General features: G+C 66.7%; 18 protein-coding genes and 2 pseudogenes. 12 read left to right on the top strand and 8 right to left on the bottom strand.

What is annotated here, in order from left to right; genetic code table 11:
* Positions 1 to 244 precede the first annotated feature (244 nt).
* Positions 245 to 2,608, top strand: a complete 2,364-nt coding sequence (locus ROP_RS14280) for an arylsulfatase (RefSeq protein WP_012690084.1) — start codon at positions 245 to 247, stop codon at positions 2,606 to 2,608.
* On the opposite strand, the gene ROP_RS14275 is transcribed toward ROP_RS14280, so the two are convergent.
* A complete protein-coding gene (locus ROP_RS14275; RefSeq protein ID WP_012690083.1) occupies positions 2,605 to 3,732 on the bottom strand; it encodes a M48 family metallopeptidase in 1,128 nt (375 codons plus the stop codon). The two genes, ROP_RS14280 and ROP_RS14275, sit on opposite strands and share 4 nt — an antisense overlap.
* Positions 3,733 to 3,953: 221 nt before the next feature.
* Here ROP_RS14275 and ROP_RS14270 point away from each other — a divergent pair, with 221 nt between their 5' ends.
* Both ROP_RS14270 and ROP_RS14265 read left to right on the top strand, forming a co-directional pair.
* Entirely contained in the window at positions 3,954 to 6,395 is a 2,442-nt protein-coding gene (locus tag ROP_RS14270) for a transketolase-like TK C-terminal-containing protein (protein WP_043824750.1), read from the top strand.
* A gap of 17 nt (positions 6,396 to 6,412) precedes the next feature.
* A complete protein-coding gene (locus ROP_RS14265; protein WP_012690081.1) occupies positions 6,413 to 7,585 on the top strand; it encodes an NAD(P)/FAD-dependent oxidoreductase in 1,173 nt (390 codons plus the stop codon).
* Here ROP_RS14265 and ROP_RS14260 read toward each other — a convergent pair.
* Positions 7,558 to 8,511, bottom strand: a complete 954-nt coding sequence (locus ROP_RS14260) for an EamA family transporter (RefSeq protein WP_231868913.1) — start codon at positions 8,509 to 8,511, stop codon at positions 7,558 to 7,560. The two genes, ROP_RS14265 and ROP_RS14260, sit on opposite strands and share 28 nt — an antisense overlap.
* Before the next feature lie 69 nt (positions 8,512 to 8,580).
* Here ROP_RS14260 and ROP_RS14255 point away from each other — a divergent pair, with 69 nt between their 5' ends.
* Positions 8,581 to 9,447: a LysR family transcriptional regulator gene (locus tag ROP_RS14255; protein ID WP_012690079.1), complete on the top strand. Its 867-nt coding sequence runs from the start codon at positions 8,581 to 8,583 to the stop codon at positions 9,445 to 9,447.
* Here ROP_RS14255 and ROP_RS42550 read toward each other — a convergent pair.
* Positions 9,444 to 9,700, bottom strand: a pseudogene (locus ROP_RS42550) (response regulator transcription factor); the annotation flags it as partial. The gene ROP_RS14255 and the pseudogene ROP_RS42550 overlap by 4 nt on opposite strands.
* On the opposite strand from ROP_RS42550, the pseudogene ROP_RS41140 reads away from it, so the two are divergent.
* A pseudogene (locus ROP_RS41140) lies at positions 9,697 to 10,438 on the top strand (glucose-6-phosphate isomerase); the annotation flags it as partial. The pseudogenes ROP_RS42550 and ROP_RS41140 overlap by 4 nt on opposite strands.
* 16 nt (positions 10,439 to 10,454) lie before the next feature.
* Here ROP_RS41140 and ROP_RS14240 read toward each other — a convergent pair.
* Both ROP_RS14240 and ROP_RS14235 read right to left on the bottom strand, forming a co-directional pair.
* Positions 10,455 to 10,844 (bottom strand): hypothetical protein, encoded by a 390-nt coding sequence (locus tag ROP_RS14240; protein WP_231868912.1) that lies wholly within the window; start codon positions 10,842 to 10,844, stop codon positions 10,455 to 10,457.
* Between the two features lie 84 nt (positions 10,845 to 10,928).
* Complete coding sequence (locus ROP_RS14235) at positions 10,929 to 12,359, bottom strand: aldehyde dehydrogenase family protein (protein ID WP_012690073.1); 1,431 nt, start codon at positions 12,357 to 12,359, stop codon at positions 10,929 to 10,931.
* Positions 12,360 to 12,620: 261 nt separating this feature from the next.
* On the opposite strand from ROP_RS14235, the gene kdgD reads away from it, so the two are divergent.
* Genes kdgD through ROP_RS14220 form a run of 3 tightly spaced genes read left to right on the top strand, consistent with a single transcriptional unit; the run spans position 12,621 to position 14,859 of the window.
* Positions 12,621 to 13,535 carry a 5-dehydro-4-deoxyglucarate dehydratase gene (gene kdgD / locus ROP_RS14230; protein WP_012690072.1) on the top strand — a complete coding sequence of 305 codons (915 nt, stop codon included), beginning with the start codon at positions 12,621 to 12,623 and terminating at the stop codon, positions 13,533 to 13,535.
* Positions 13,536 to 13,570: 35 nt separating this feature from the next.
* The gene (locus ROP_RS14225; RefSeq protein ID WP_012690071.1) at positions 13,571 to 13,984 is read left to right on the top strand and encodes a heme-binding protein; all 414 of its coding nucleotides are present in this window, start codon (positions 13,571 to 13,573) and stop codon (positions 13,982 to 13,984) included.
* Between the two features lie 44 nt (positions 13,985 to 14,028).
* On the top strand, positions 14,029 to 14,859 hold the full coding sequence (locus ROP_RS14220; RefSeq protein ID WP_012690070.1) for an HpcH/HpaI aldolase/citrate lyase family protein: 831 nt from the start codon (positions 14,029 to 14,031) through the stop codon (positions 14,857 to 14,859).
* Positions 14,860 to 14,888: 29 nt separating this feature from the next.
* Here ROP_RS14220 and ROP_RS14215 read toward each other — a convergent pair whose 3' ends face one another.
* The 3 genes from ROP_RS14215 to ROP_RS14205 all read right to left on the bottom strand — a co-directional run bounded on the left by ROP_RS14215 (position 14,889) and on the right by ROP_RS14205 (position 17,743).
* Positions 14,889 to 15,590, bottom strand: coding sequence for an MspA family porin (locus ROP_RS14215; RefSeq protein WP_012690069.1), 702 nt, complete (start codon positions 15,588 to 15,590; stop codon positions 14,889 to 14,891).
* A 62-nt stretch (positions 15,591 to 15,652) separates the two neighbouring features.
* A complete protein-coding gene (locus ROP_RS14210) occupies positions 15,653 to 16,273 on the bottom strand; it encodes an MspA family porin (RefSeq protein ID WP_012690068.1) in 621 nt (206 codons plus the stop codon).
* Positions 16,274 to 16,426: 153 nt separating this feature from the next.
* Positions 16,427 to 17,743 (bottom strand): flavin monoamine oxidase family protein, encoded by a 1,317-nt coding sequence (locus ROP_RS14205; RefSeq protein ID WP_012690067.1) that lies wholly within the window; start codon positions 17,741 to 17,743, stop codon positions 16,427 to 16,429.
* Positions 17,744 to 18,137: 394 nt separating this feature from the next.
* On the opposite strand from ROP_RS14205, the gene ROP_RS14200 reads away from it, so the two are divergent.
* From ROP_RS14200 to ROP_RS14185, 4 genes are all read left to right on the top strand, one after another.
* On the top strand, positions 18,138 to 18,980 hold the full coding sequence (locus ROP_RS14200; RefSeq protein WP_148222466.1) for an IclR family transcriptional regulator: 843 nt from the start codon (positions 18,138 to 18,140) through the stop codon (positions 18,978 to 18,980).
* 142 nt (positions 18,981 to 19,122) lie between these two features.
* Positions 19,123 to 20,082, top strand: a complete 960-nt coding sequence (locus ROP_RS14195) for a PDR/VanB family oxidoreductase (protein WP_012690065.1) — start codon at positions 19,123 to 19,125, stop codon at positions 20,080 to 20,082.
* 215 nt (positions 20,083 to 20,297) lie between these two features.
* Positions 20,298 to 21,344 (top strand): acyl-CoA dehydrogenase family protein, encoded by a 1,047-nt coding sequence (locus tag ROP_RS14190; RefSeq protein WP_197535753.1) that lies wholly within the window; start codon positions 20,298 to 20,300, stop codon positions 21,342 to 21,344.
* Positions 21,341 to 22,591, top strand: coding sequence for a CaiB/BaiF CoA transferase family protein (locus ROP_RS14185; RefSeq protein ID WP_012690063.1), 1,251 nt, complete (start codon positions 21,341 to 21,343; stop codon positions 22,589 to 22,591). The genes ROP_RS14190 and ROP_RS14185 overlap by 4 nt, the downstream gene beginning before the upstream one ends.
* Positions 22,592 to 22,594 lie beyond the last annotated feature (3 nt).

Genomic DNA, 22,594 nt, shown 5'->3' with positions numbered 1-22,594 from the left:
TCGGTGGGCAAGCCTCCGCAAATCCTCTCCTGAAATTCTTACGCGCGTGTAAAAGTGGCCCCTTTCATTGCACAGATCACGTTCTGCCACCGGTTTCGGGCGATGCAGGTCACAGCTGGTGAACACGGTTTTGAATCTTCGTGATTCAAAGCACTCGCCGGGGAAGTGGGCAACCGTACGATTCCCCCACATATGCGGGGAAATCCTGTCTCCGTCAGTGAAGGGAATTACGCGCGTGCCCGAAGTGGGAAATAACGTAACCGGTGGTGTCGACGGCGAGCAGCAGATCCCGTCGGGCGCGCGGGGGTACGACGGATTCGGCGGACACATCGGCCGGACGAGCGCGGAGTCGACGCCGTGGTGGAATCCGGAGGCGAAGGCCCCGGCCGGCGCGCCGAACATCGTGGTGATCCTCATCGACGACATGGGCTACTCCGACATCGGGCCGTTCGGCTCCGAGATCGACACCCCCAACCTGAACCGGCTCGCCGACAGCGGCTACCGGCTGTCGAACTACCACACCACCTCGGTCTGCTCACCGGCCCGCGCCGCGCTGCTCACCGGCCTGAACCCGCACCGCGCCGGCTACGGCAGCGTCGCCAACTTCGACCCCGGCTTCCCCGGGCTGCGAATGGAACTCGCCGACGACGCGCTCAGCCTTGCGGAGATTCTGCGCGCGAACGGCTATGCCACGCACGCGGTGGGCAAATGGCATCTCGCGCGCGATACAAACCTCGCGCCGGGTCGCACCCGCGATTCCTGGCCCCTGCAGCGTGGATTCGACAGCTACTACGGCTCGCTCGAAGGGTTGAATTCGTTCTACTACCCGAACGAGCTGATCTCCGACAACTCCGTGGTCGACGTCGAGGAGTATCCGTCGGACTACTACGTCACCGACGACATCACCGACAAGGCCGTCGCCCGCATCAAGAGCCTGCGCGCCCATGACGCCGACAAGCCGTTCTTCCTCTACTTCTCGCACATCGCGATGCACGGCCCGCACCAGGCCAAGCCCGAAGACCTCGCCAAGTACCGCGGGCGCTACACCGAGGGCTGGGACGCGGTGCGGCGCAGCCGCTTCGACGCGCAGCTCGAGGCGGGGTTCTTTCCGCCCGGAACCCAGATGGCCGAACGCAACACCGAACCCGGCTACGACGCCCCGCCGTGGGACGAGCTCACCGAAGAGGAGCAGCTGCGGTTCGCCCGGTACCAGGAGGTCTACGCCGCGATGGTCGACAGCATCGACCAGAGCGTGGGCCGGGTGCTCGACACCCTCGACGAACTCGGCGAGACCGACAACACGATCATCGTGTTCACGTCCGACAACGGGGGCACCGCCGAGGGTGGTGCGGCGGGAACCCGTTCGTACTTCAGTCAATTCGTGCACGGACCGGTTCCGGCCGACTGGGTGCGCGACGTCCCGCACGACGACGAGCTGATCGGTTCGGAGAAGATCGGCGTCCACTACCCGCGCGGCTGGGGGCAGGCGTCGAACACCCCGTTCCGGTTCTACAAGGGGCAGACGTTCGCCGGTGGTGTCCGGGTGCCGTTCCTGCTGTCCTGGCCGGCCGGACTCGGTCGCGCCGACGGCGATACCGGACTGCGCAAGCACTACTCGTACGTCACCGACATCACCCCGACCCTCCTGGACCTCGCCGGACTGGAGACGCCGACCCACCGGAACGGACTGCCCGCGCAGGAGCGGGACGGAGTCAGCATCGCCGACGTCCTTCGGGACGCCGCGCAGCCCACCCCGCACACGGAGCAGTACGCAGAGTTCGGCGGTCACCGCGGGTTCTACCGGGACGGCTGGAAACTGCTGTCGCTGCACACGGATCCGACCCGGGTCGACGATCCGCAGTGGCAACTGTTCGACGTCGAATCCGACCCCGCCGAGACCGCGGACGTCGCCCACCTCTTCCCCGGGAAGGTGCGGGAACTCGCCGAGGCGTGGGATCGCGCGGCCTGGCACAACACCGTGTTCCCGATCCTCAACGACCGCAAGGCAGTGCAGCGCCGGCCCGACGAACGCCGGCTCGCGGAACCGGTGAAGATCCTCGCGGGCACACCGACGCTGGAACGCTATCGGTCCAGTGTGCTGATCCAGTACCGCGATTTCACCATCGACGTCGCCGCGCACGAGATCGCCGCAGGCGACGAAGGTGTGCTCGTCGCCCACGGCGATCCGCACGGCGGTTACGTGCTCTACGTCGAGGACGGCCGAATCGTGTTCGCGGTCAACAGCTACGGCCGCGTCGCGCACACTTCCGCGCCCCTCGGCGAGGGCGTGGTCGGTGTGCAGGTGCGGGCCGAGGCCACCGAATCCGTCCGGTGGAATTTCACCGTCGCGCTCACCGATGCGGCCGGGGCGACCACCGACGTCGCCACCCTCGACGACCAGTTCCAGCTCGTCGGCATGGCGCCGTGGACCGGCATCTCGGTGGGCGTCGACGCCCGCGGGCCGGTGCTGTGGGATCTGCGGGAACGGCGCGGGACGTTCCGGTTCACCGGCCGGCTGCGGTCGGTCACCTACACGCCCGGACCGGTGCGGGTGCCCGAACCGGTCATCCAGGAGGTCGAGGAACTGGCGGAGACGATGGCCGACTAGTCGGAACCGTTCGGGCCGTCGGAGTCCTTCTTGCCGTCGGAATCGCTCTTGCCGTCGGAATCGCTCTTGCCGTCGGAATTGCGGCGCCAGTGGGTGAACCGTTCCTTGATGTCGGCCGCGACGTCGCCGACACCGCTGCCGACAGCGTCGACGGTGGTGCCCAGTCCGCTGCCGATCTCACGAAGCATGCGGATCAGTGGGTCGTTGGAGGCGTCGAAATTCTGCTTGTACGTCTTCGCGGCCTTGCGGAATTCTTCGCTGATCTTGGCGTCGTCGTCCTCGTGGCGGCGCGGGTATTCCCCGCGCAGGATTGCCGCGTAGGCACCGCTGTCCACCCACTTCTTCAACTCGGCGGCCCGCAGCACCGAGAACGGGTGGGCGAGCAGTTCGATGTTGAGGAGCTTGAGGACGCCGTCGCGGAGGTCGCCGCTGGCGTCGTACTCGGCGGCCTGCGCCAGGAAGGCGTCGGTGTCGATCTCGCTGACCCGGGAACCGCCGGCCAGCTTCAGCTGCACGCGCAGGGCGGTGTGGACGTCCTGCCCGCACAGCAATCCGGCGCGGTCGCCGGACAGTTCGGACTTGCGCTGCCATTCCATGAGTGCGGCGATGATCGCTCGCAACGCCCACCCGCCGATGGGCATCCAGCCGATGGTCCCGGCCAGCCGCATCAGGTGCATGAGGATCGTGCGATACACCGCGTGCCCGGACAGCGCGTGACCGAGTTCGTGACCGATGACGAATCGCTGCTCTTCGTAGTTCATCACGTCGAGCAATCCGGTGGTGACGACGATGAACGGTCGGTCCATGCCGATGGTGAAGGCATTCACCACCGGGGTCTGCAGCACGAACAGCTCGGGTGTCTCGTCGGCGCCCAGGATCCGCACGCAGTCGCTGCGGAGGTCGTGGAGATCGCTGAACTGCCGTTCGTCGACGCGTACCGACGTGGCCAGGTACATCAGCCGGTGCTGGCGCTCCTGCAGCAGACCCGAGATGGTCCGGAAGACGGTGTCGAATCCCTTCAGTGTGCGCAGGGTGACGAGCGCCGCCCGGTCCGCGGGGTGCTCCCACGCCCGCGAGCTGATCTCCGGGAACGCCGTGCGAACGCGGTCTGGTGTGGTGGTCAAAACGATCCCCCTGGGTCGGTGTGCGCGGTGCAGAGCCCTCCCGGTCAGGGTAGCGCCGGCCGGTACCGGCGGCGGTCGTGCTGGGCAGTTTGCCAACCGTCGACCGCGGCGACGGCTCCGTGGATGCGCAGGATGCTCGAGTCCGGTCACTGGTATTGCTCATAGTGCGTTCCGATGTTCGACTGTTGCGAGAGATCTGCACACGAGAACTCGAAGATGCGATGAGGTCGGTTCCCACAGGTCCGGCTGCCCGTCACCGCCGATCCGCCTCGCTCACGAACTGGGCCGAGGAAGATCGGATTCGGTGCCAGGAACTCACAGGCAAGGACGACACAATGAACGACGCCCGCACGACGCAGCTCGCCCCGCGCTCGATCACTCCGGAAGCACTCGTGGAGATCGAGAAGCGTGTGTTGTGGTTGTCGACGTCGATGATCCACCACGCCAACCGGGTTCGGCCCAACCCCACCGGGCTCAAGGTCGGTGGCCATCAGGCGTCGTGCGCGTCGATCGCGACCATCATGACCTCGCTGTGGTTCGAGCAGCTCCGCCCCGGCGACCGGGTGTCGGTGAAACCGCACGCCTCCCCGATCCTGCACGGCATCAACTACCTGCTCGGCGAGCTGGACGAGAAGTACCTGACCACGCTGCGCGAATTCGGCGGCCTGCAGTCCTACCCGTCCCGGATCAAGGACCCGGACCCGGTGGACTACTCGACCGGCTCGGTCGGGATCGGCGCGACGGCCCCGATCTGGGGTGCCATCGCCCGCCGCTACGTGAACACCCAGATCGGTTCGGCGGGCACGGGACGGCAGTACTCCCTCGTCGGCGACGCCGAACTGGACGAGGGCGCGGTGTGGGAGGCGATCCTCGACCACTCGGTCGCCGAACTCGGGGAGATCGTGTGGATCGTCGACCTGAACCGGCAGTCCCTGGACCGGGTGGTCCCCAACATCGCCGCCGGCCGGCTCGAGGCGATGTTCGGCGCCGCCGGCTGGCAGGTGCTCACCGTCAAGTTCGGGACGCTGCTCGAGTCGCTGTTCACCCGTTCGGGCGGTCCGGCGCTGCGGACCCGGATTCTGGACATGCCCAACCCCGAATACCAGCGGCTGCTGCGCTGCGACGCCGCGCAGGTCCGGGACCGGTTGCCCGGGGACGGCCCCGACGCCCCGGGCATCGCGTCGCTGATCGCCGAGTTGGACGACGACACCCTGCTGCGCGCCATTCGCAACCTCGGCGGCCACGACCTCGACGCCCTCCGGCAGGCGTACGCGCAGATCGACGACACCCGTCCGACGGTGATCATCGCCTACACCATCAAGGGCCGCGGCCTGCCCACCCAGGGGCATCCGCAGAACCACTCGTCGCTGCTCACTGTCGAACAGTACGAACAGCTCGCCGCCGAACTCGGGATGGACCCGGCGCACCCGTGGGCCCGATTCGCCCCGGACAGTACCGAGGGCCGGGTCTGCGCCGCCTCCGCCGACTGGCTCCGCCGGGACCCGGTCGAGCTGGCCACCCCGCCCGCCGTCCCGGCCGATATCGGCCGCACCCCGTCCGGGACGTCGACCACCCAGGCCGCGCTGGGGCGGGCGTTGCTGGACCTGTCCCGCCAGGCCCCCGACGCCGCCAAACGGGTGGTCACCGTCTCCCCGGATGTGTCGTCGACGACGAACCTGGCCGGGTGGCTGAACAAGGTCGGGGTGTGGTCACCGAACGAGCGCCGCAACTGGTTCGACGACGACGCCGAAACGATCATGCACTGGCGGGAAAAGCCCACCGGGCAGCACATGGAACTGGGCATCGCCGAAACCAACCTGGTCGGGTTGATGGGGGAGCTCGGTGCCACCTGGAGTCGGTGGGGACAACCCTTGTTCCCGATCGGGGTGATGTACGACCCGTTCGTCGAACGCGCCCTGGAACCGTGGTCGTACGGCATCTATGCGGGCGGGCAGTCGATCCTGGTGGGCACCCCCTCCGGGGTGACGCTGGCCGCGGAGGGTGGGGCGCATCAGTCGATCAAGACCCCGTCGATCGGCCTCGAACAACCCGGGTGTGTGAGCTTCGAGCCGGCGTTCGCGATCGACACCGAGTGGACGCTGCTCGACAGCATCTCCCGATTGGGCCGGCCGGACGGGTCGTCGTCGTATCTGCGGCTCTCGACCCGCCCGGTCGACCAAACTTTGGCCGCGGTGCCGTCGGATCCGGCGGCGCGGGAGCGTCGCCGCCGGCAGGTCGTCGCCGGGGCGTACACGTTGCGGCACGCGGACAACCCGGCGGTGACGTTGGTGGGGATGGGCGCGATGATCCCGGAAACCCTCACCGCCGCGGACCGGTTGGCCGAGCAGGGCATCACCGCGGACGTCGTGTGCGTGACCAGCCCCGGACTCTTGTTCGAGGCGGCCCAGGCCCGCCGCGGCCTGACCGACGGCCCGTCCTGGATTCTCGATCAGGTGTTCCCCGCCGACCGGGCGGCGCCGATGGTCACCGTCCTCGACGGGCACCCACACACCCTGGCGTTCCTCACCGGCATCAACCACGTCCCCGGCGCCGCGCTCGGCGTCAGCAAGTTCGGGCAGGTCGGGTCCCTCGACGACGTCTACCGCTACCACGGCATCGACACCGACAGCATCGTCCGCGCCGCACTCGACCTCACCGACTGAAAGCTGTCGTATCCGTCATGAATTCACGGTGCGCGTGGGACGACGACCCGGTCGTGGCGGCATGGGAAGGGTTGCCGCGGTTGGAATCACGCGTGACCGCGGATGCGTGCGTCGTCGGGCTCGGCGGTTCCGGTCTCGCCGCCGTCGAGGAACTGACCGCCCGGGGGCTCACGGTCGTCGGCCTCGATTCCGGTCGCGTTGCCTCGGGCGCGGCGGGACGGAACGGCGGATTCCTGCTGGGCGGTCCGGCATCCTTCCTGCATTCGGCGGTCGCCGAGTGGGGTGCGGCGTCGGTGGATCTGTATCGGGCGACGCTCGCCGAACTCGACCACCTCGTGGACGTCCTGGGCGTCGACGTGATCGGGCGGACCGGGTCGATCCGGCTGGCCGGACTTCCCGGCGATCCCGTCGACGACGCCGAGGCCGCCGAGCGGGCGGCCGAACTGGAGGATTGCGACAAGCTCGCACAGGCGCTGCGGGACAATGCCATAGCCGTCGACACCTACGTCGGGGAACTGGGGCAGGGGATATTCCTTCCCGACGACGCGGCGACGAATCCGTCCCGCCGAGCATTGGGACTCGCCTCGATGCTGCGGAATTCGGCGAACCTGTACGAGAATTCGCCGGTGACCTCGCTCGAGCCCGGAGTCGTGCACACCGGGCACGGCACGGTGAGCGCACCGGTGATTCTGGTGGCCGTGGACGGGAGACTCGAGCAGGTACTTCCGGAGCTGCGTGAGCGAGTCCGCACCGCGCGACTGCAGATGCTCGGCACCGCTCCCGGACTGCCCCCGCGGTTGCCGTGCCCGGTGTACGGGCGGTGGGGATACGACTACGCCCAGCAATCCGCCGACGGCCGACTGCTGGCCGGCGGTGGCCGCGACCTGTTCGCCGACGCCGAGTGGACGACCGACACGGAGCCGACCCGACCAGTGCAGTCTCACATCGAGAGGGTGGCCGAGCGGATGGCCGGGCGACCGGTGTCGGTGACACGCAGATGGGCGGCGTCCGTCGGTTTCACTCCCGACGGTCGCCCATTGTGCTGCGAGGTACGGCCCGGCGTCTTCGCGGTCGGAGGGTACAACGGAACCGGCAACCTGGTCGGGCCCGTCGCCGCCCGAGCCGCGGTTGCACTGGCGCTGGACGAAATCTCGCCGCCGTGCTATCTGGTTGCGTCGGTAGCCAACTGAACCCGGCGCTTCCGCCCCTGCCGTGCGAATCCGGCGACGGTGACGGCGATGTTGCTTGCCGCTATGAGGCCGATTCCGGTCAACTGGTGCGCGGACAGCATCTGATGCAAAATCAGCCAGCCGGCGAGCGCTGCCCATACCGGGTTCAGGCTGGTGAGTGTGCCGAACAGCCCTGCGGGCAGTCGGCGCAGTGTGATGAGGTCGGCGGCGAAAGGTATGGCGGAAGCCAGAATTCCGCACGCCACCGCGAAAAGCAGCGACTCGACGGTCGGTGGGTGGTGGATGAACCAGACGACCGTCAACGGTATCCACGCTATCGCGGAGAGGGCGCCGGCGGCAGCCGATCCCTGCACACCGGGAAGACGTTGGCCCAGAGTCCGATTGAGCAGAATGTACCCCGCCCACGCCGCCGCGGCCGTCAGGGCCGACGCGATCCCGAGGTAATCGGTGGTCGGGCCGGGATCGGTGAGTACCAGGACGCCGATGCCGGCCACGATCGCGCAGGCGACATCGATGACGCGCCGCGAGGTGAGCACCGCCACGGCCAGCGGGCCGAGGAACTCCAACGTCACAGCCAATCCGAGACCGATGCGCTCGACGGCACTGTAGAGACTCAGGTTCATGACGCTGAAGACCACTGCGAGCCCGAGGACCGGCCGGAACTGCGCACCGGTCATCGACCGGAATCGAGGCCGCACCGCAGCGCCGAGGACCATCGCGGTGACGAGTTGGCGCACCGCGACAACCCCTACCGGTCCGATGACCGGGAATGCCAGTGCGCCGATCGCGGCCCCGGCCTGGTTGCTGACGGAACTTCCGACCATCGTCGCGATACCGGACGTCAGCTGACGGGACGCCGTCGTTCCCGCGGCCGGGCGCGGACCTGGCCGGCCCGCCAGCTGGACATTCGATCGTGGCTCCGTCACGACACATACGGTAGGTCCGGTGCTCGGATACGTAAAATGCATTCCCCGTAATGGATATACGATTTGGTTATGGATTGGACCCTGCGGGAACTGCGGTACTTCGTCACTGCCTGTGATGTCGGATCGTTCACCGACGCCGCTGCCGAACTCGGCGTATCCCAGGCCGCCGTCTCGCGCACCATCGCGAACCTGGAGAACCGGCTGGGTGAGCGCCTCGTCCGCCGGACGCCGCGTGGTTGTGAACCCGCAGCGCTCGGGCAGCACGTGATGCCGCAGGTCCGGCGGGTTCTCGCGGAGGTCGCCAAGCTCGACGAGGTGGTCCGCACGCGGCAGGCCATACTTCGGGTGGGGTACGCGTGGGCCGCCGTCGGCCGTCACACCACGCCGTTGCTGCGCACGTGGCCGAAGGCGCACCCCGACATCGACCTGCAACTGGTTCGGCACAACTCCCACACGGCGGGGTTGGCGGAAGGTGTCTGCGATGCGGCGATCGTGCGCATGCCCGTCGATTCGCGCAGATTCGATTCCGTCGTCATCGGCCTCGAGCGACGCATGGTCGCGTTCGCGTCCGACGACCCGGACTGGCGCCGCCGGCGGCAGGTGACGATGTCGGAGATCGCCACGCGCACAATCGTGATCGATCCCCGAACCGGCACGACCTCCAGCGAGTTGTGGACCGCAGGAACGGGTCCGGAACACTTCGTCGAATCCACCGATGTGGAGGAGTGGCTCGATGCCATCGCCGCGGGCCGGGGTGTCGGAACCACCGCGGAAGCGACGGCCTCGCACCATCCTCGCGACGGCGTCACCTACCGCCCCATCAGCGACGGCCCGCGGGTTCCGGTGCACCTGGCCTGGTGGCGCCACGACCCGCCCCCCGGACTCGCCGCGCTGATCGACACCCTCACCGGGATCTACACCGACGCGTCGCGCTAGCGGTGCGCGACGGTGACCCTCGTTGCGTCGGGTGAGATGCCGGCCCGAATTCCGATCGCACCGGCCTCGCCGCGGTTGGTGACGTCGAGTTTCTGCAGCACGCTGGCGACGTGGAACTTGACCGTGCTTTCGCTGATGCCCAGTTCGGAGGCGATGGCCTTGTTCCGTTTGCCGACCGTCAGATGTGCGAGGACCTCGAGTTCCCGGGGATTGAGGGTGGACAAAGGTGCTCGTCCGGGCGAGCGGCCGACGGCGTCGCTCGAGTCGAACGCGCCGGTCCTCCTGGCCCTGCTGGGTTTCTGGTACGCGAACTTCTTCGACGCCGAGACCCGGGCGGTCCTGCCCTACGCCAACGACCTCCTGCCCTGCCCGCGTACCTGCAGCAACTCGCGATGGAATCGAACGGCAAGTCCGTGCAGCTGAACGGCACCCCGGCCGACGTCTCCACCGGGGCGGTCTGGTGGGGTGAGCCCGGCACCAATGGGCAGCACGCCTTCTACCAGCTCCTGCACCAGGGCACCCACCTGGTCCCGGTCGACTTCCTGGGATTCGCCGAACCGGCCGCCGATCTACCGCTGAGCGACGGCACCGGCAGCATGCACGACGTCCTGGTCAGCAACCTGCTCGCTCAGCGCAGAGTGCTCGCATTCGGCCGGACCGCCGCGGATCTCGCCGCCGACGGGGTCCGGGGCGACCTGATTCCCCACAAGGTGATGGCGGGGAACCGTCCGTCGACCACGATTCTCGCCCCGAACTGAGTCCCGGCGTGCTCGGCCAGCTGATCGCGCTCTACGAGCACCAGGTGTTCACCGAAGGTGTGCTGTCGAACATCAATTCGTTCGACCAGTGGGGCGTCGAACTCGGCAAGACTCAGGCCCTGCAACTGTACCGGGCAGTCGGTGGGCACGGGATCGTCGAGGGAGTGGACGGTTCCACCGAATCGATCGTGCAGTGGTATCGGGCAATCCGCGACGGCCTTCCACGAACGTGATCGACGGCGTTGGATGTCAGCGCATCATTTCGCCACGGATGGCGTCCTGGACCTTCGCATGCGCCGAAGCGATGTTGCCCGCTGCGTCGGCGAGATCTGCGCTTCGGTTGAGCGAGTCGATCTGTTGCGACAGCTCCTCGAGGTGTCGCAACACGTCCGGGCCGGCGACGACCTTCGCCTGGCTGAGCAGGCCGTGCAATTCGTCGGTGCCGATCTCCTCCAACTCGGTAGCCGGATTCGGCGCCCCCGCGTGTGCTTGTGCCGCGAGGTGAGCCGTCCCTTTCAGCAACTCGGCGTAGATGGCGATCCGCAGCTTCATGAGCTGGTCTTTCCGCGCATTCTTGCTGCGTAATCGTTCCGCGATCCAGGGTGAGACGGCCGTGCCGATTATTCCGGCGATGCCCATCCACATAATCGGATTCACGCCCGCCCCTTTCTGCGCATCTGTCGTGCAGGGCATCCGTCGTGCCGAAATTCGGAACGCTCCCGCTCAGTTCTCGTTGTCGCCGAAGATGGCCTTGGCTTCGAGGTACTCGGCGAGGCCGAATTTGCCGAACTCGCGACCGTTGCCTGATTGTTTATAGCCCCCGAAGGGCGCATCGAAGGCCAGCGGAGCCCCGTTGAGGTGGACCATCCCGGTCCGCAGTTTCCGGGCGACGTTCCGTGCGCGCTGTGGGTCGCGTGAGGAGACCATTCCGGAGAGCCCGTAGGTGGTGTCGTTCGCGATGCGGATTGCGTCGGCCTCGTCCTCGTAGCCGATCAGCATCATGACGGGGCCGAAGATTTCCTCTCGTGCGATGGTCATACCGTTCGTGACGTTCGCAAAGACGGTGGGCCGGACGAAATATCCGGCGGAGAGTCCGTCCGGACGGCCGACGCCACCGGCGACGAGTGTGCCGCCCTCGTCGATGCCGGTCTGGATCAGACGCTGAACCTTGTCGAACTGCGCTTGTGACACGAGGGGACCCACGGTCGTTCCGTCGGCGTCGGGAAGTCCGACCACGATCTTCTCGGCAGCGGCCTTCGCGATCGCGCACGCTTCGTCCATGCGGTCGGACGGAACGAGGATTCGAGAGCCCGCGTTACAGGACTGGCCCGCGTTGACGACGACGCCCATCACGTCGCGGGTGATGACCTCGTCGAAGTCCGCGTCGACCAGCACGATGTTCGCCGACTTGCCGCCGAGTTCCTGCGCAACGCGTTTCACGGTCGGCGCAGCATTCCGGGCGACCTCGACACCGGCACGGGTCGATCCGGTGAACGACACCATGTCGACGTCCGGGTGCCTCGACAGGGCTGCTCCGACGGTGGGTCCGTCGCCGTGAACGAGGTTGAACACCCCGGCAGGCACACCCGCTTCGTGAAGTATCTCGGCGAGGATGATCGCGTTGAGCGGCGCGATCTCGGACGGCTTCAGCACCATCGTGCAGCCGGCGGCCAGCGCGGGCGCTACCTTCGCGGCGATCTGGTTGACGGGCCAATTCCACGGTGTGATGAACGCGCACACGCCGACCGGTTCGTGCACGACCGTCGTGGTGCCGATCATTTCCTCGAACTCGAATCCGCGGAGCGCGTCGAGGGCGGCGGCGAGGTGTGCCATGCCGCACGGTGCCTGAGCGGTCGCGGCGAGCCCGGCGGGTGCGCCCATTTCCTGGGTGATCGTCGTCGCGAGGTCGTTCATCCGCCGCCCGTAGACCTCGATGACTCTGCTCAGCAACTCGATTCGGTCGGCGCGGGTCGTCGATGCGTAGCTGTCGAAGGCTGTTCGTGCGGCCGTGACGGCCCGGTCGACGTCCTTCTCGTCGCCCAGCGCGATGGTGGCGATGGCCGTCTCTGTCGCGGGGTTGACGACGTCGAGCGTGTCGGTGCCGATCGGCTCGACCCACTCGCCGTCGATGTAGAACTTCCGGGTGTTCTGCATGGTGCTCCCTCGTTGTCTGCCGTCCGGGTGTGTGCGGCATGTGACAACAATGGCGTCTCGACGCTCGGACGTCTGTCCGCCGACGGGGCCTTCTCCGGGGTGAATGAGTTGTCCCCCGATCGGGGGAGGGGCGTAGTGGTCGATACCGTTTCGGTATTGAAAGATCCCAAACAAGTGTTGGACTTGAATTGAAGGCGCTCCTAGTCTTGGAGGCACAGCGCACCGACAGTGACGCGATTGCGAACGAGGAGAACGAAACCCATGATCACTGCATCGCCCCAGGAGATCGCCCACAAGCTCGGCTCCGGTCTGTTGTCGTTCCCGGTCACCCATTTCACGGACGACCACTCGTTCGACGAGGCCGCGTACCGTGAGAACATCGGCTGGCTCGGGCAGTTCGACGCCTCCGGGCTATTCGCCGCCGGTGGCACGGGCGAGTTCTTCTCGCTAACCCCGCCCGAGGTGGAGCAGGTGGTCCGGGCGGCCGTGCAGGAGGCGCCCGACGGGCTCCCGGTCATCGCGCCCGCCGGCTACGGCACCGCCACCGCCGTGCAGATGGCCCGCTCGGCCGAGAGCGCCGGCGCGCACGGCATCCTGCTGCTTCCCCCGTATCTCACGGAGGCGAGCCAGGACGGCCTCGTCGCTCACGTCAAAGAGGTTTGTGCCGCAACCACTCTCGGTGTGACGATCTACAGTCGCGCCAACGCCGTCTACACCGAGGCCGCCGTCGCGGAGCTCGCGGACAGCTGCCCGAACCTGGTCGGTTTCAAGGACGGTGTCGGCAACATCGAGCAGATGACGCGCATCTACGCGAGTCTCGGCGACCGGCTGACCTACGTCGGCGGACTGCCCACCGCCGAAATGTTCGCACTGCCGTATCTCGCGCTGGGCGTCACCACGTACTCCTCCGCGATCTACAACTTCGTCCCGCAGTTCGCCCTCGACTTCTACAACGCCCTCCGCAGCGGAGACAACGCATTCGTCGTCAATGCCCTCAACGACTTCGTGATCCCGTACTGCAACCTGCGCAACAAGAAGCAGGGATACGCCGTCAGCATCATCAAGGCCGGCATGAAGGTGATCGACCGGCCCGCCGGCCCCGTCCGTCCGCCGTTGACCGACCTCGATGCCGTCGAACTGGCCGAGCTCGCCGACCTGATCAAGAAGGTGAGCTGAGCCGCATCGTCCGCGATCTATCACCGGAGAACGCCATGACACTCACCGCAACACGTGCGCAACTCGCCCTCGATCTCGCTCGGCGCCATGCCGCGACATTCGACGCCGCTGTCGCCGTCAGCGTGGTCGACGACGCCGGAAATCTGATGTGCTGCTCCCGGACCGACGGTGCCGCCTCGGAACTGCTCGAATCCGCGACCCGTACTGCGCTCGGCGCCGCCCGGCGAATGTCGGGCACGCCTGACGGGCGCGGGGTAGAGCCGGCGCCCGGCGTGACGGTCGATTGCGGCGTGGTCCCCGCCTGGACACCCCACCCGGCCGACAAACCCGGTGCGGTCGGCGTACTCGCGGTCGCGACCTCCGTCAGTGGTGCCGGGCCACGCATCGTCGAGACCGTCATCGACGAGATCCGCCGGTTCGACGAGCGACACCGCCACAACATTTCGTGACACCGGTCCCGGCAGCGACCGTTGCCCCGCTGGAAAGGTCAACTGTGACTATCTCGACGCTCGCGATCCCCTACGGACTTGCCCGGTCATGGCTCCTCGCACCGGCGGTGGACGACGAACGGCTTCGCGCAGCACACAACTCGGACGCCGACGTGGTCATCATCGATATCGAAGACGGCGTGCCGGAGCGGAACAAGGAGCAGGCCCGCCTCATAACCAGACGCTGGCTCGAGGACGACAACGGCTGGGTTCGCATCAACGACGCCACGACTACGCACTGGAACGAGGACGTCAGCGCGTTGCAACACAGCAGCGGGCTTGCCGGCATCATCCTCGCCAAGACCGAGTCGCCCGAACAGGTGACCCGTACCGCCGCCGGACTCGGCGGCAACGTACCCATCGTTGCGCTCATAGAATCCGCGGCGGGGATCGAGGCCGCTCGGTCCATCGCCGCGGAGCGGTCAGTCGTCCGGCTCGCCTTCGGAACGGGTGACTTCCGTCGTGACACCGGAATGTCCGACACTCCTACTGCCCTGGCTTTCCCTCGATCACAGCTGGTGATCGCGAGCCGAGTCGCGGGGATAGCGGCACCGATCGACGGGCCCACCCTCGGCGAGAACAGCGCCGACGTCATTGCCGGCGTTGGCGCTGCGACAGAGATGGGTATGACCGGAAAGCTCTGTCTCGCAGAGAGTCACGCGGCGACGATCAATGCCGCATTGAGCCCGGGCCGGGACGAGATCAGCTGGGCACTCGCCATCATCGAACGTCTGGGCTCCGACGGCCGGAACATCGGCGACGGCAGTGATCTGCCCAGGCTCGCCCGCGCGCAGCGGATCGTAGAGCGCAGCCGCGCGTTCGACGCCGTGCGGTAACGCAGTGGGCTCCTCCGTGTGCCCGGCGGTCAGCCGAGGCTGAACGGCTGTCCCCACAGGGTGACGGTGCCGTCGACCGAGTCGGTCGAGACCGTAACGGTCGCATAGGAGCGTGCCTGCGCGTAGCCGGCGCAACCGGAGACGCCGAACGTCTCGTCGGAGTAGGTGAAGCCACCGCTGTTGCCTTCGAAATCGAAGTCGCTGGTATGCGCCTCGGCACCATAGTTGTCCGTGTACTCGACGTCGAGGATCGGCACGTTGGTGGCCTGGCCGGGGCCGAGGGTGATGCCGCTGCCGGCACCACCCTCGGCCGGAATCGCGGCGGCAGCGCCGCCGGTGGCCGCACCGATGAGGTCGGACGGCGCCATGCTCGCGCCGGCCTCGGCGTCGACGGAGCCACCGAAGTTGAGCTGGCACGCCACGATGTACCCGGCGTCGATGTTGCCACCCTCCGCGGTCCCGCCGTCGATGGAGACGTCGATGGTGCCCGATGCCCACACGTTGCGGTGCAGCGGGGTCGAACCCATCGACGGGCTGATGTTCGCGGTGTTGCCGGTCTGGCGCACGGTCACCACGGTGCCGTCGAGCAGCGTCTGGGTGATCGTGCCGTCCTGCAACGGAACGAAGGTGTCGGCGTTGGCCGCACCGGTGGAGAAGAGGCCGATCGCGACGGTGGCCGCGGCGACCACGCCGGCAGCCTTGGCGCCGTGGCGCAGGGTCTTGCTGTTCATTGTTCCCCTCTAGGGTGAATGTCGCTTATGCGAGAAGTCGTGAGTGGTGTCGGTGCGAGCAATCAGCCGATGCTGAACGGCTGCCCGTAGAGGGTGGCCTTGACGTAGTGGTTCCCCGGAATCTCGAGGACCGTGTACGCGCGGGCCTGGGCGTAGCCGCCGCAGCCCTGGAGCTCGATCTGCTGGTCGCGGTACTGAATCGCGGACACACCCGGCTTCAGGTCCGTCTTGGACTTCACCTTGGCGAACTTGACCTCACCGGCGCTGATCGGAATCGACAGCGAACCACCCAGGCCGAGCGAGTCGGGACCCAGGTCGGCACTCAGACCACCCTCGAGGCCGGTGATGTCGGCCTGGCAACCCACGATGTAACCGGTGGTCAGCGTTGCGCCTTCCTCCGGGATCTCGCCACCGAGTTCGGCGAACACGTCACCCGAGACCCATGCAACGCGGCCGGCACCGTTGGCGGCCAGCGACGGCGAAACCAGAGCGCTCTCCGCGTTGCGGGCGATCTTGGCCGTGACGCCTCCCGCGTTGACGACCTTTTCGCCACCCGGCAGCGGCACGAAGGTGTCGGCGTTGGCCGCACCGGTGGACATCAGGCCGAGGACTACAGCCGCAGCGGCACCGAGGCCGGCAACGCGGGCCCCACGGCGCAGCACTGACTTACGGATTGTGCTCATTCATTCCCTCATTCGTGATTGTGACAGCGAACCGTCAGCACGTCATCGCACGGGATCGGTGGCGATCCCGTGCGATGACGGAACATGTTGTCGATCAGGTGAATTTGCCCGCGGATTCGGGTCGACAGGTGGGCTGCCGGCGGACCGAGCGGGCTATCGCCGCAGTACCGCCTGGGCTGCCGAACGCCCGGTCCGGACTGCGCCCTCCATGTAGCCGGAGACCCAGTAGTCGGATCCGGCGACGAAGAACGGCGGTTCGTGCGCCGCGTGCAGCGGGCCGATGGCGGAGAGATCACCGGGAGCGTAATGCGCCATGTATCCCAATGAGTATGGCTTGATGGACCATTCCTCGGTGAACAGTGCCGTCGGGTGGGCGGCGGCCTCTCCGTACATCCGTGACAATGCCGTGCGGGCGTCCACGTCACGCGCAGCCTGATCTCCGGCGAGGTGAAACGACAACTGCGCCGGCGGCACGAGCGCGGACAGCACACCCGGCCCCTGCACCCAGGTGGACCCGAGAAGCCCATCGCCGTAGGCGGATCCGCTCTGACCCTGACTGCGCCAGAATGAAGTCTCGTACGCGGCGACCACTTTGGCCGTGAGCGAGTTGCGAATCCGGTGAAGCGATTCGAGGCGCTCGGACGACAGCCCGGTGATGGCGACCCGCCTGAGAGGAGCGACGGGAATCGCGCACACCACATTCGCGGCGACGACCGTGCGACCGCCGCGGAGCTCCACGGTGACTCGGTGGGGCTCGACGTGGAGAGCGGTGACGGCGCTCGACAGTTCGATTCGGTCTCCGAGCTCAGCAGCCATACGATGCGCGACCGTTGCGCTACCCTCCGCAACCGTCGACCGGGTCCACTGGTCGATGTCGTAATACCTCTCGAGGGCGGTCGCGCCGACCGAAGACATCTTGCGCAGCTCGGCCAGGAGCGACGTCCGGGCCGTGCCGTCCGCCGCCAGTCCCGCCTTGGCCAGCTCGAACATGCGACTCACCGCGGGTCGAGCCGCAACCTCGTCGAGCCACGTGGCGAAGGACAGGGAATCCAGCACGTTCGCGTCGGGATGTGCCCACGGATTCTCGGGCTGAACCTGCTTTGCGAGAGCGACCATCATCTGAGTCACACGCTCGTAGTCCGCAACATCTTCCTCGGTCATCCAGGCTGCCTGGTCACCACGGATGACCGTTCCATCGATATCCCACACCGTCCGGCCGGGTTCGGAGATGTAGCTGTCACGCAGCGACAATCCGAGTTCGTTTACCAGACCGATGTACGACGTGTGGGAACTCCCGACCAACTCGCCGCCGAGCTGAACGATCCGGCCGTCGTCGAGTCGGGTCTGTTTGACCCGGCCCCCGACGCGATCCCTGGCCTCGAGGACCCGGACATCGAGACCTCCATGCATGAGATCCCGCGCGGCTGAGAGGCCGGCGAGCCCGGCCCCGAGGACTATCACGTCCAGCATTGTTTCTCCGCTTCGTGAAAGTTCGAACCTCAGTGTGGTTCATGGTGTGTGAGGCCTCGACGCGACTGGAGGCCAGGAGTGCAGGAGTGCAGGAGTCGCCGCGCGAATGCCGGCGGCGCTGCTGCTCACCTGTCGATTTCGAGGACCGGCGCCGAATCACCACCCTTTCGGGTCGGCGCGGAGCAGCGCAGGTCGGAGATGAGAGCTGTCAGCCGGATATCATTCGCGTCTCGCCCCAGGAGCGAGAAGTTTCGAGGAATGAAATCGGCTTCCGCATGACGAGAACTGTATCTACCGGGGGTTATGGCCGTCAAGACCCGAATTCCCGCGAGGTGCGCACCGGTTTCCGGGTCGGGTGGACAGGGCCACGGTCGTACGCGACGCCGAGGAGGTTGTGTCCCGCTCGGCGGGGATGCCGTCCCAGCCCGGCCGGGGTGCTAGTAGCTTTGCGTGCATGTCCACTTCAGACGTGCGCGCGCAATCGGAAGCCTCGCCGAGCTCGGTCAAGACCCTCGCTCGCGGTCTGGAGATTCTGCAGCTCTTCTCGGAGGACGATCCGGAGTTGAGTCAGAGTGACATCGCGTCACGGTGTGGCCTGCCGATGCCGACCGTCCACCGATTGGTGGGAACGCTGGTCGGTCACGGGTTCCTCGAGCCGGTCGCGGGCGGTCGAAATCTGCGATTGGGCAGCACGCTGCTGCAGCTCGCGGGACCGCTGATCGCTCGCAGCGATCCGACCGTGGTGATACGTCCGAAGCTGCACGAGTTGTCGAACCAGTCGGGCGAAACCACGAACTTGGCCATGTTGCTCGGACCGTGGGTGGTCTACCTGGATGGGGTGACCGGATCGCGCATGCTCACGCCGCAGGCGACGATCGGTGCGCGGATCTCCGCGCACAACACGGCGCTGGGTAAGGCGTTGCTCGCCCAGTTGGACGACGCGGAGGTCAAGGAGCGGATCGGTGAAGGTCCGTATCATCGGACGACGAAGCGAACCGCAGCCGATTGGCCCGAGCTGAAGAAGCGGCTGGACGAGGTTCGCAAGACCGGGATCTCGATCTCGGACGAAGAGTACGAAATCGGCCTGACCTCTATCGCGATCGCGTTGCCGCCTCAGTCGGACGGGACCCTCCGCGGGATCAACATCTCGTTGCCGCTCAGTCGCGCGACCGAGGAATTCCGGGTTACGGCGATTGCCATGCTGCGCGACGTGGCAGCAGCGGTCTCGGCACGCTAACCGCTTCGACCTCGAGTCGTTCCAGGCCGCAACTGACTGTTGACGGCCAGTTCTTGCCGTCCGTACTGTTCTCGCTATGCGAAAGTCAATTTCTCTCCCTGAAAGTAACGGCGCAACGGGGAGGGCTGAGTCGGCCTTCTTGGTGACCCGTGAAGTGCGGCGCGAAGCCGACGGTATCTCGTCGTTTCGCTTCGAACGTGCTGACGGCGGCGCCTTGCAGGCCTGGGAACCGGGCGCCCATCTGGACTTCACCCTCCCGTCGGGTCTCACTCGCCAGTACTCGTTGTGCGGCGATCCCGCGGATGATCGCAGTTATCTGGTCGCGGTGCTCGACCAGCCCGAGGGGCGCGGTGGTTCCCGCGAGTTTCACTCCTCGATCGCCCCCGGAGCGACGATCGAGGTTCGCGGTCCGAGGAATCATTTCCCCCTCGTCGACGCCGAGTCGTACCTGTTCATCGCCGGCGGCATAGGCATCACGCCGATCCTCCCCATGGCCCGTGCCGTGGCGGCGGCGGGGAAGCGCTGGCGTGTTGTCTACGGCGGCAGGACGACCGAGTCGATGGCCTTCCTCGAAGAGCTTCGACAGCTGCGGGGTGACACGGACTTCGTGCCGGAATCCTCGCGCGGCCGGATCGATATCGCCGGCGCACTCGCTGACGCACCGGCCGGTACGCAGGTCTACTGCTGTGGTCCGGAACCGCTGCTGCGAGCAGTCGAGGAGTGCTGCGCGAATCGCGCAAATGTGGGCGCCGTGCATTTCGAACGCTTCGGAAGCGCTCGCCTTCCCGGCGACTCGACGCGCCGAACCGACGAGGCCGGCGCCCCGTCCGGGTTGGCGCGATTCGAGGTCGAGTTGGTCTCGACGGGGACGACGGTCGTGGTGGACGAGGGGGAGTCGATTCTCGATCGGGTGCTCGAGGTCGTCCCCGGCTGGCCGTGGGCATGTCGCGAAGGGTATTGCGGCAGTTGCGAAGCCCGTGTCGTCGAAGGTGAGCCGGAGCATCAGGACGATGTGCTCACGGACGAAGAGCGGGCTTTCAACGCCGTCATGATGATCTGCGTCGGGCGGTCCTGCTCGCCGCGCCTGGTCCTGGACATCTGACCTTCGCACGGGCGCCCAATTTTCATTGACACCCGCCAATCCGCGGAGCTATTCTCGTATAGCAAAAGTTACTTCCATACAGTGAAACCAAATGGAGTTGAGGCAAGCCTATGACTACGGCAGGCTTTGAGATCGCAAACCCCGCTCTCACGCTCGAGGACACGGCTGCAACGGCAGCCCGCTTGGCGCAGGAGTTTGCAGTCAGTGGCTGCGGAGTGCCGAGCAATCAGGGTTCACCTTCCGACGCCGACTCCCGCGAGGCATATGCGGCATACGGGAAGGCCGGGCTCATCGGGATGCACTGGCCGCAGCGTTACGGCGGCCGCGGGCTGGACGCACTGTTCACCTTCGCCGTCGAGGAGCAGCTCGGATACAACTGGCTGCCACTCTCGAGCTACCTCCTGTCGGTGAAAACGATTGGGAATGCACTCCTTCAGTTCGCCAGTGAGGAAATGTGCCAGATCTTCCTCCCGCAGATCGCGTCCGGCGACATGATCTTCTGCCAGGGGTTCTCCGAGCCCGAAGCGGGCACCGACCTCGCGTCACTTCGCACCACGGCGCGCCGCGACGGTGACCGGTACATCGTGAACGGCCGCAAGATCTGGACATCGAGCGCCGAACACGCCGACTGGGTTTACCTCGCGGTCCGTACCGGCTCCACCGAGGCACGTCACCGTGGACTTTCCGTCTTCCTCGTGGACATCACCACGCCGGGCATCGTCGTGGACGTACACAAGACGCTCGGCGGCGGAACTCTCGGCGAACTGACCCTGACGGACGTGTCCATCCCGGCCGATCAGATCGTCGGCGAAGAGAATGCGGGCTGGGAAATTCTCATGGGCACACTCGATTTCGAGAGGGTCACCAGTGAGAAGGTCGGCATCGTCCTGCGTCTTCTCGACGACATGGCCCCTCTGGTCACGTCGCCGAAGGATCGCGAGATTCTCGCAGGGCTCCGCGGCGACGCACAGATCGCGCGCCTGCACGGACGCCGGGCCACGGAGCGACTCGACGCACGACAGGACGCGAGCGCCGAGTCCTCGATGGCAAAACTGTCGATCGCCTTGCTGCTGCAGGAACTGGCAGACGCGGCCGTAGAGGTGCTCGGACCCCGCGCGCTGATCGAAAGCGGCCCGGGCGCAGTGCTCGACGGCAAACTCGCGGCACTTGCCCGCGCAGCGGCGGCGACCACCATCGCGGGTGGTGTTTCGGACATTCAACGCAAGAACATCTCCAGGCGAAGGGTGGGCGCAGCGTCATGACCGTACCGACCGCCAAGCCGCTCGCCGGGCTGCGTGTCCTCGACTACGCGCAGTACGTCGCGGGCCCGTTCGCGGCGATGATGCTGGCCGATCTCGGCGCCGAAGTCATCAAGGTGGAACCACCGAACGGTGACGCCTGGCGGCACTACGAGCCGTTGACTCCGGATGGCGGACGATGGTTCATCTCGCTGAATCGCAACAAGAAGTCAGTGGTCGCGGATCTGAAAACGGAACGGGGACAAGACTTCAGTCGTGCGCTGATCCGTACCGCGGATGTCGTGATCCACAACATGCCCCCGGAGCGGGCCTTGCGGTTCGGCTTGGATCGCGACACCGTCAAATCCGTCAACCCCGACGCGGTGTGGTGCTGTGTGTCGGCATTCGGCACCGACGGGCCCGAGTCGCAGACCCTGGGCTACGACTTGATCGCGCAGGCGGCGTCCGGACTCCTGCTCGCGGATGCGCGCAGTGGTGACCCGGTCCCACGTCGATCCGGTGGCATCGCCATGGCCGATCTGACCGCCGGCCTGCTCACCTTCGCGGCGGCGCTTGCCGGTCTCACCGACCGCTTCCGGCGACACGACGAGACCGGTGTGTCCAAAGGTTTCGAGGTGTCGCTGCTCGGGGCGTCGTTGGCGGTGCAGGTGCAGCGGTTCGTCTCGGTCGGTGACGGCGAGTTCGACGACGCGCCCGGAGTCTGCGACGAGACGAGACTCGAGCAATTGGCCGAAACGGTGACGGAGTCGGACGAACTGGAGCCGTACTACCGGTGCTACGCCGCGTCGGACGGATTCATTGCGCTGGCCTGTCTCAATCTGGCGCAGCGGCGGAAAGTCCAGGCGCTACTCGGTATCGACGACCCGTGGGCGGTCAACCCACAGGCAGTGCCCGCCGACCAGGGGGAACGGGAGATGCGAAGTTTGCTGAAACACCGATTCGCCGAGGTGATCAAGACCGATACCGTCTCTCATTGGATCGCGGCGTTCGAGGAACTCGGCGTTCCCGCCGGACCCGTTCGCGAGATCACGCAAGCGCACTCTCTACCGCAGGTGCGCGCCAACGGACTCGTGCAGACGATCGAACAGCCCGAGATAGGTCCCGTCAGCGTACTGGGATCGATCTTCAAGATCGACGGACATGCCCGACCCGACGCCGGTTCTGCACCGCGTCTCGGCGAACACACTCAGCAGCTGACCGAACTCGTCAGCGCAACACACACTTCGGAAGGGATCGCGACAGCGCGATGACTG

It is taken from the genome of Rhodococcus opacus B4 (assembly GCF_000010805.1).
In the GTDB taxonomy this organism is placed as follows: Bacteria; Actinomycetota; Actinomycetes; order Mycobacteriales; family Mycobacteriaceae; genus Rhodococcus_F; species Rhodococcus_F opacus_C.
Note: the sequence above shows the minus strand (reverse complement) of the source record. Positions and strands in the feature narration are given on the sequence as shown.

What these genes read in the sequence shown, in the direction of transcription:
- ROP_RS14225 (WP_012690071.1), top strand. Translation starts at nt 13,571, where the DNA reads ATGACACTCACCGCAACACGTGCGCAACTCGCCCTCGATCTCGCTCGG.
- ROP_RS14215 (WP_012690069.1), bottom strand. Translation starts at nt 15,590, where the DNA reads ATGAACAGCAAGACCCTGCGCCACGGCGCCAAGGCTGCCGGCGTGGTC.
- ROP_RS14185 (WP_012690063.1), top strand. Translation starts at nt 21,341, where the DNA reads ATGACCGTACCGACCGCCAAGCCGCTCGCCGGGCTGCGTGTCCTCGAC.
- ROP_RS14235 (WP_012690073.1), bottom strand. Translation starts at nt 12,359, where the DNA reads ATGCAGAACACCCGGAAGTTCTACATCGACGGCGAGTGGGTCGAGCCG.
- ROP_RS14210 (WP_012690068.1), bottom strand. Translation starts at nt 16,273, where the DNA reads ATGAGCACAATCCGTAAGTCAGTGCTGCGCCGTGGGGCCCGCGTTGCC.
- ROP_RS14205 (WP_012690067.1), bottom strand. Translation starts at nt 17,743, where the DNA reads ATGCTGGACGTGATAGTCCTCGGGGCCGGGCTCGCCGGCCTCTCAGCC.
- ROP_RS14255 (WP_012690079.1), top strand. Translation starts at nt 8,581, where the DNA reads ATGGATTGGACCCTGCGGGAACTGCGGTACTTCGTCACTGCCTGTGAT.
- ROP_RS14265 (WP_012690081.1), top strand. Translation starts at nt 6,413, where the DNA reads ATGAATTCACGGTGCGCGTGGGACGACGACCCGGTCGTGGCGGCATGG.
- ROP_RS14240 (WP_231868912.1), bottom strand. Translation starts at nt 10,844, where the DNA reads ATGGGCATCGCCGGAATAATCGGCACGGCCGTCTCACCCTGGATCGCG.
- kdgD (WP_012690072.1), top strand. Translation starts at nt 12,621, where the DNA reads ATGATCACTGCATCGCCCCAGGAGATCGCCCACAAGCTCGGCTCCGGT.
- ROP_RS14270 (WP_043824750.1), top strand. Translation starts at nt 3,954, where the DNA reads ATGAGGTCGGTTCCCACAGGTCCGGCTGCCCGTCACCGCCGATCCGCC.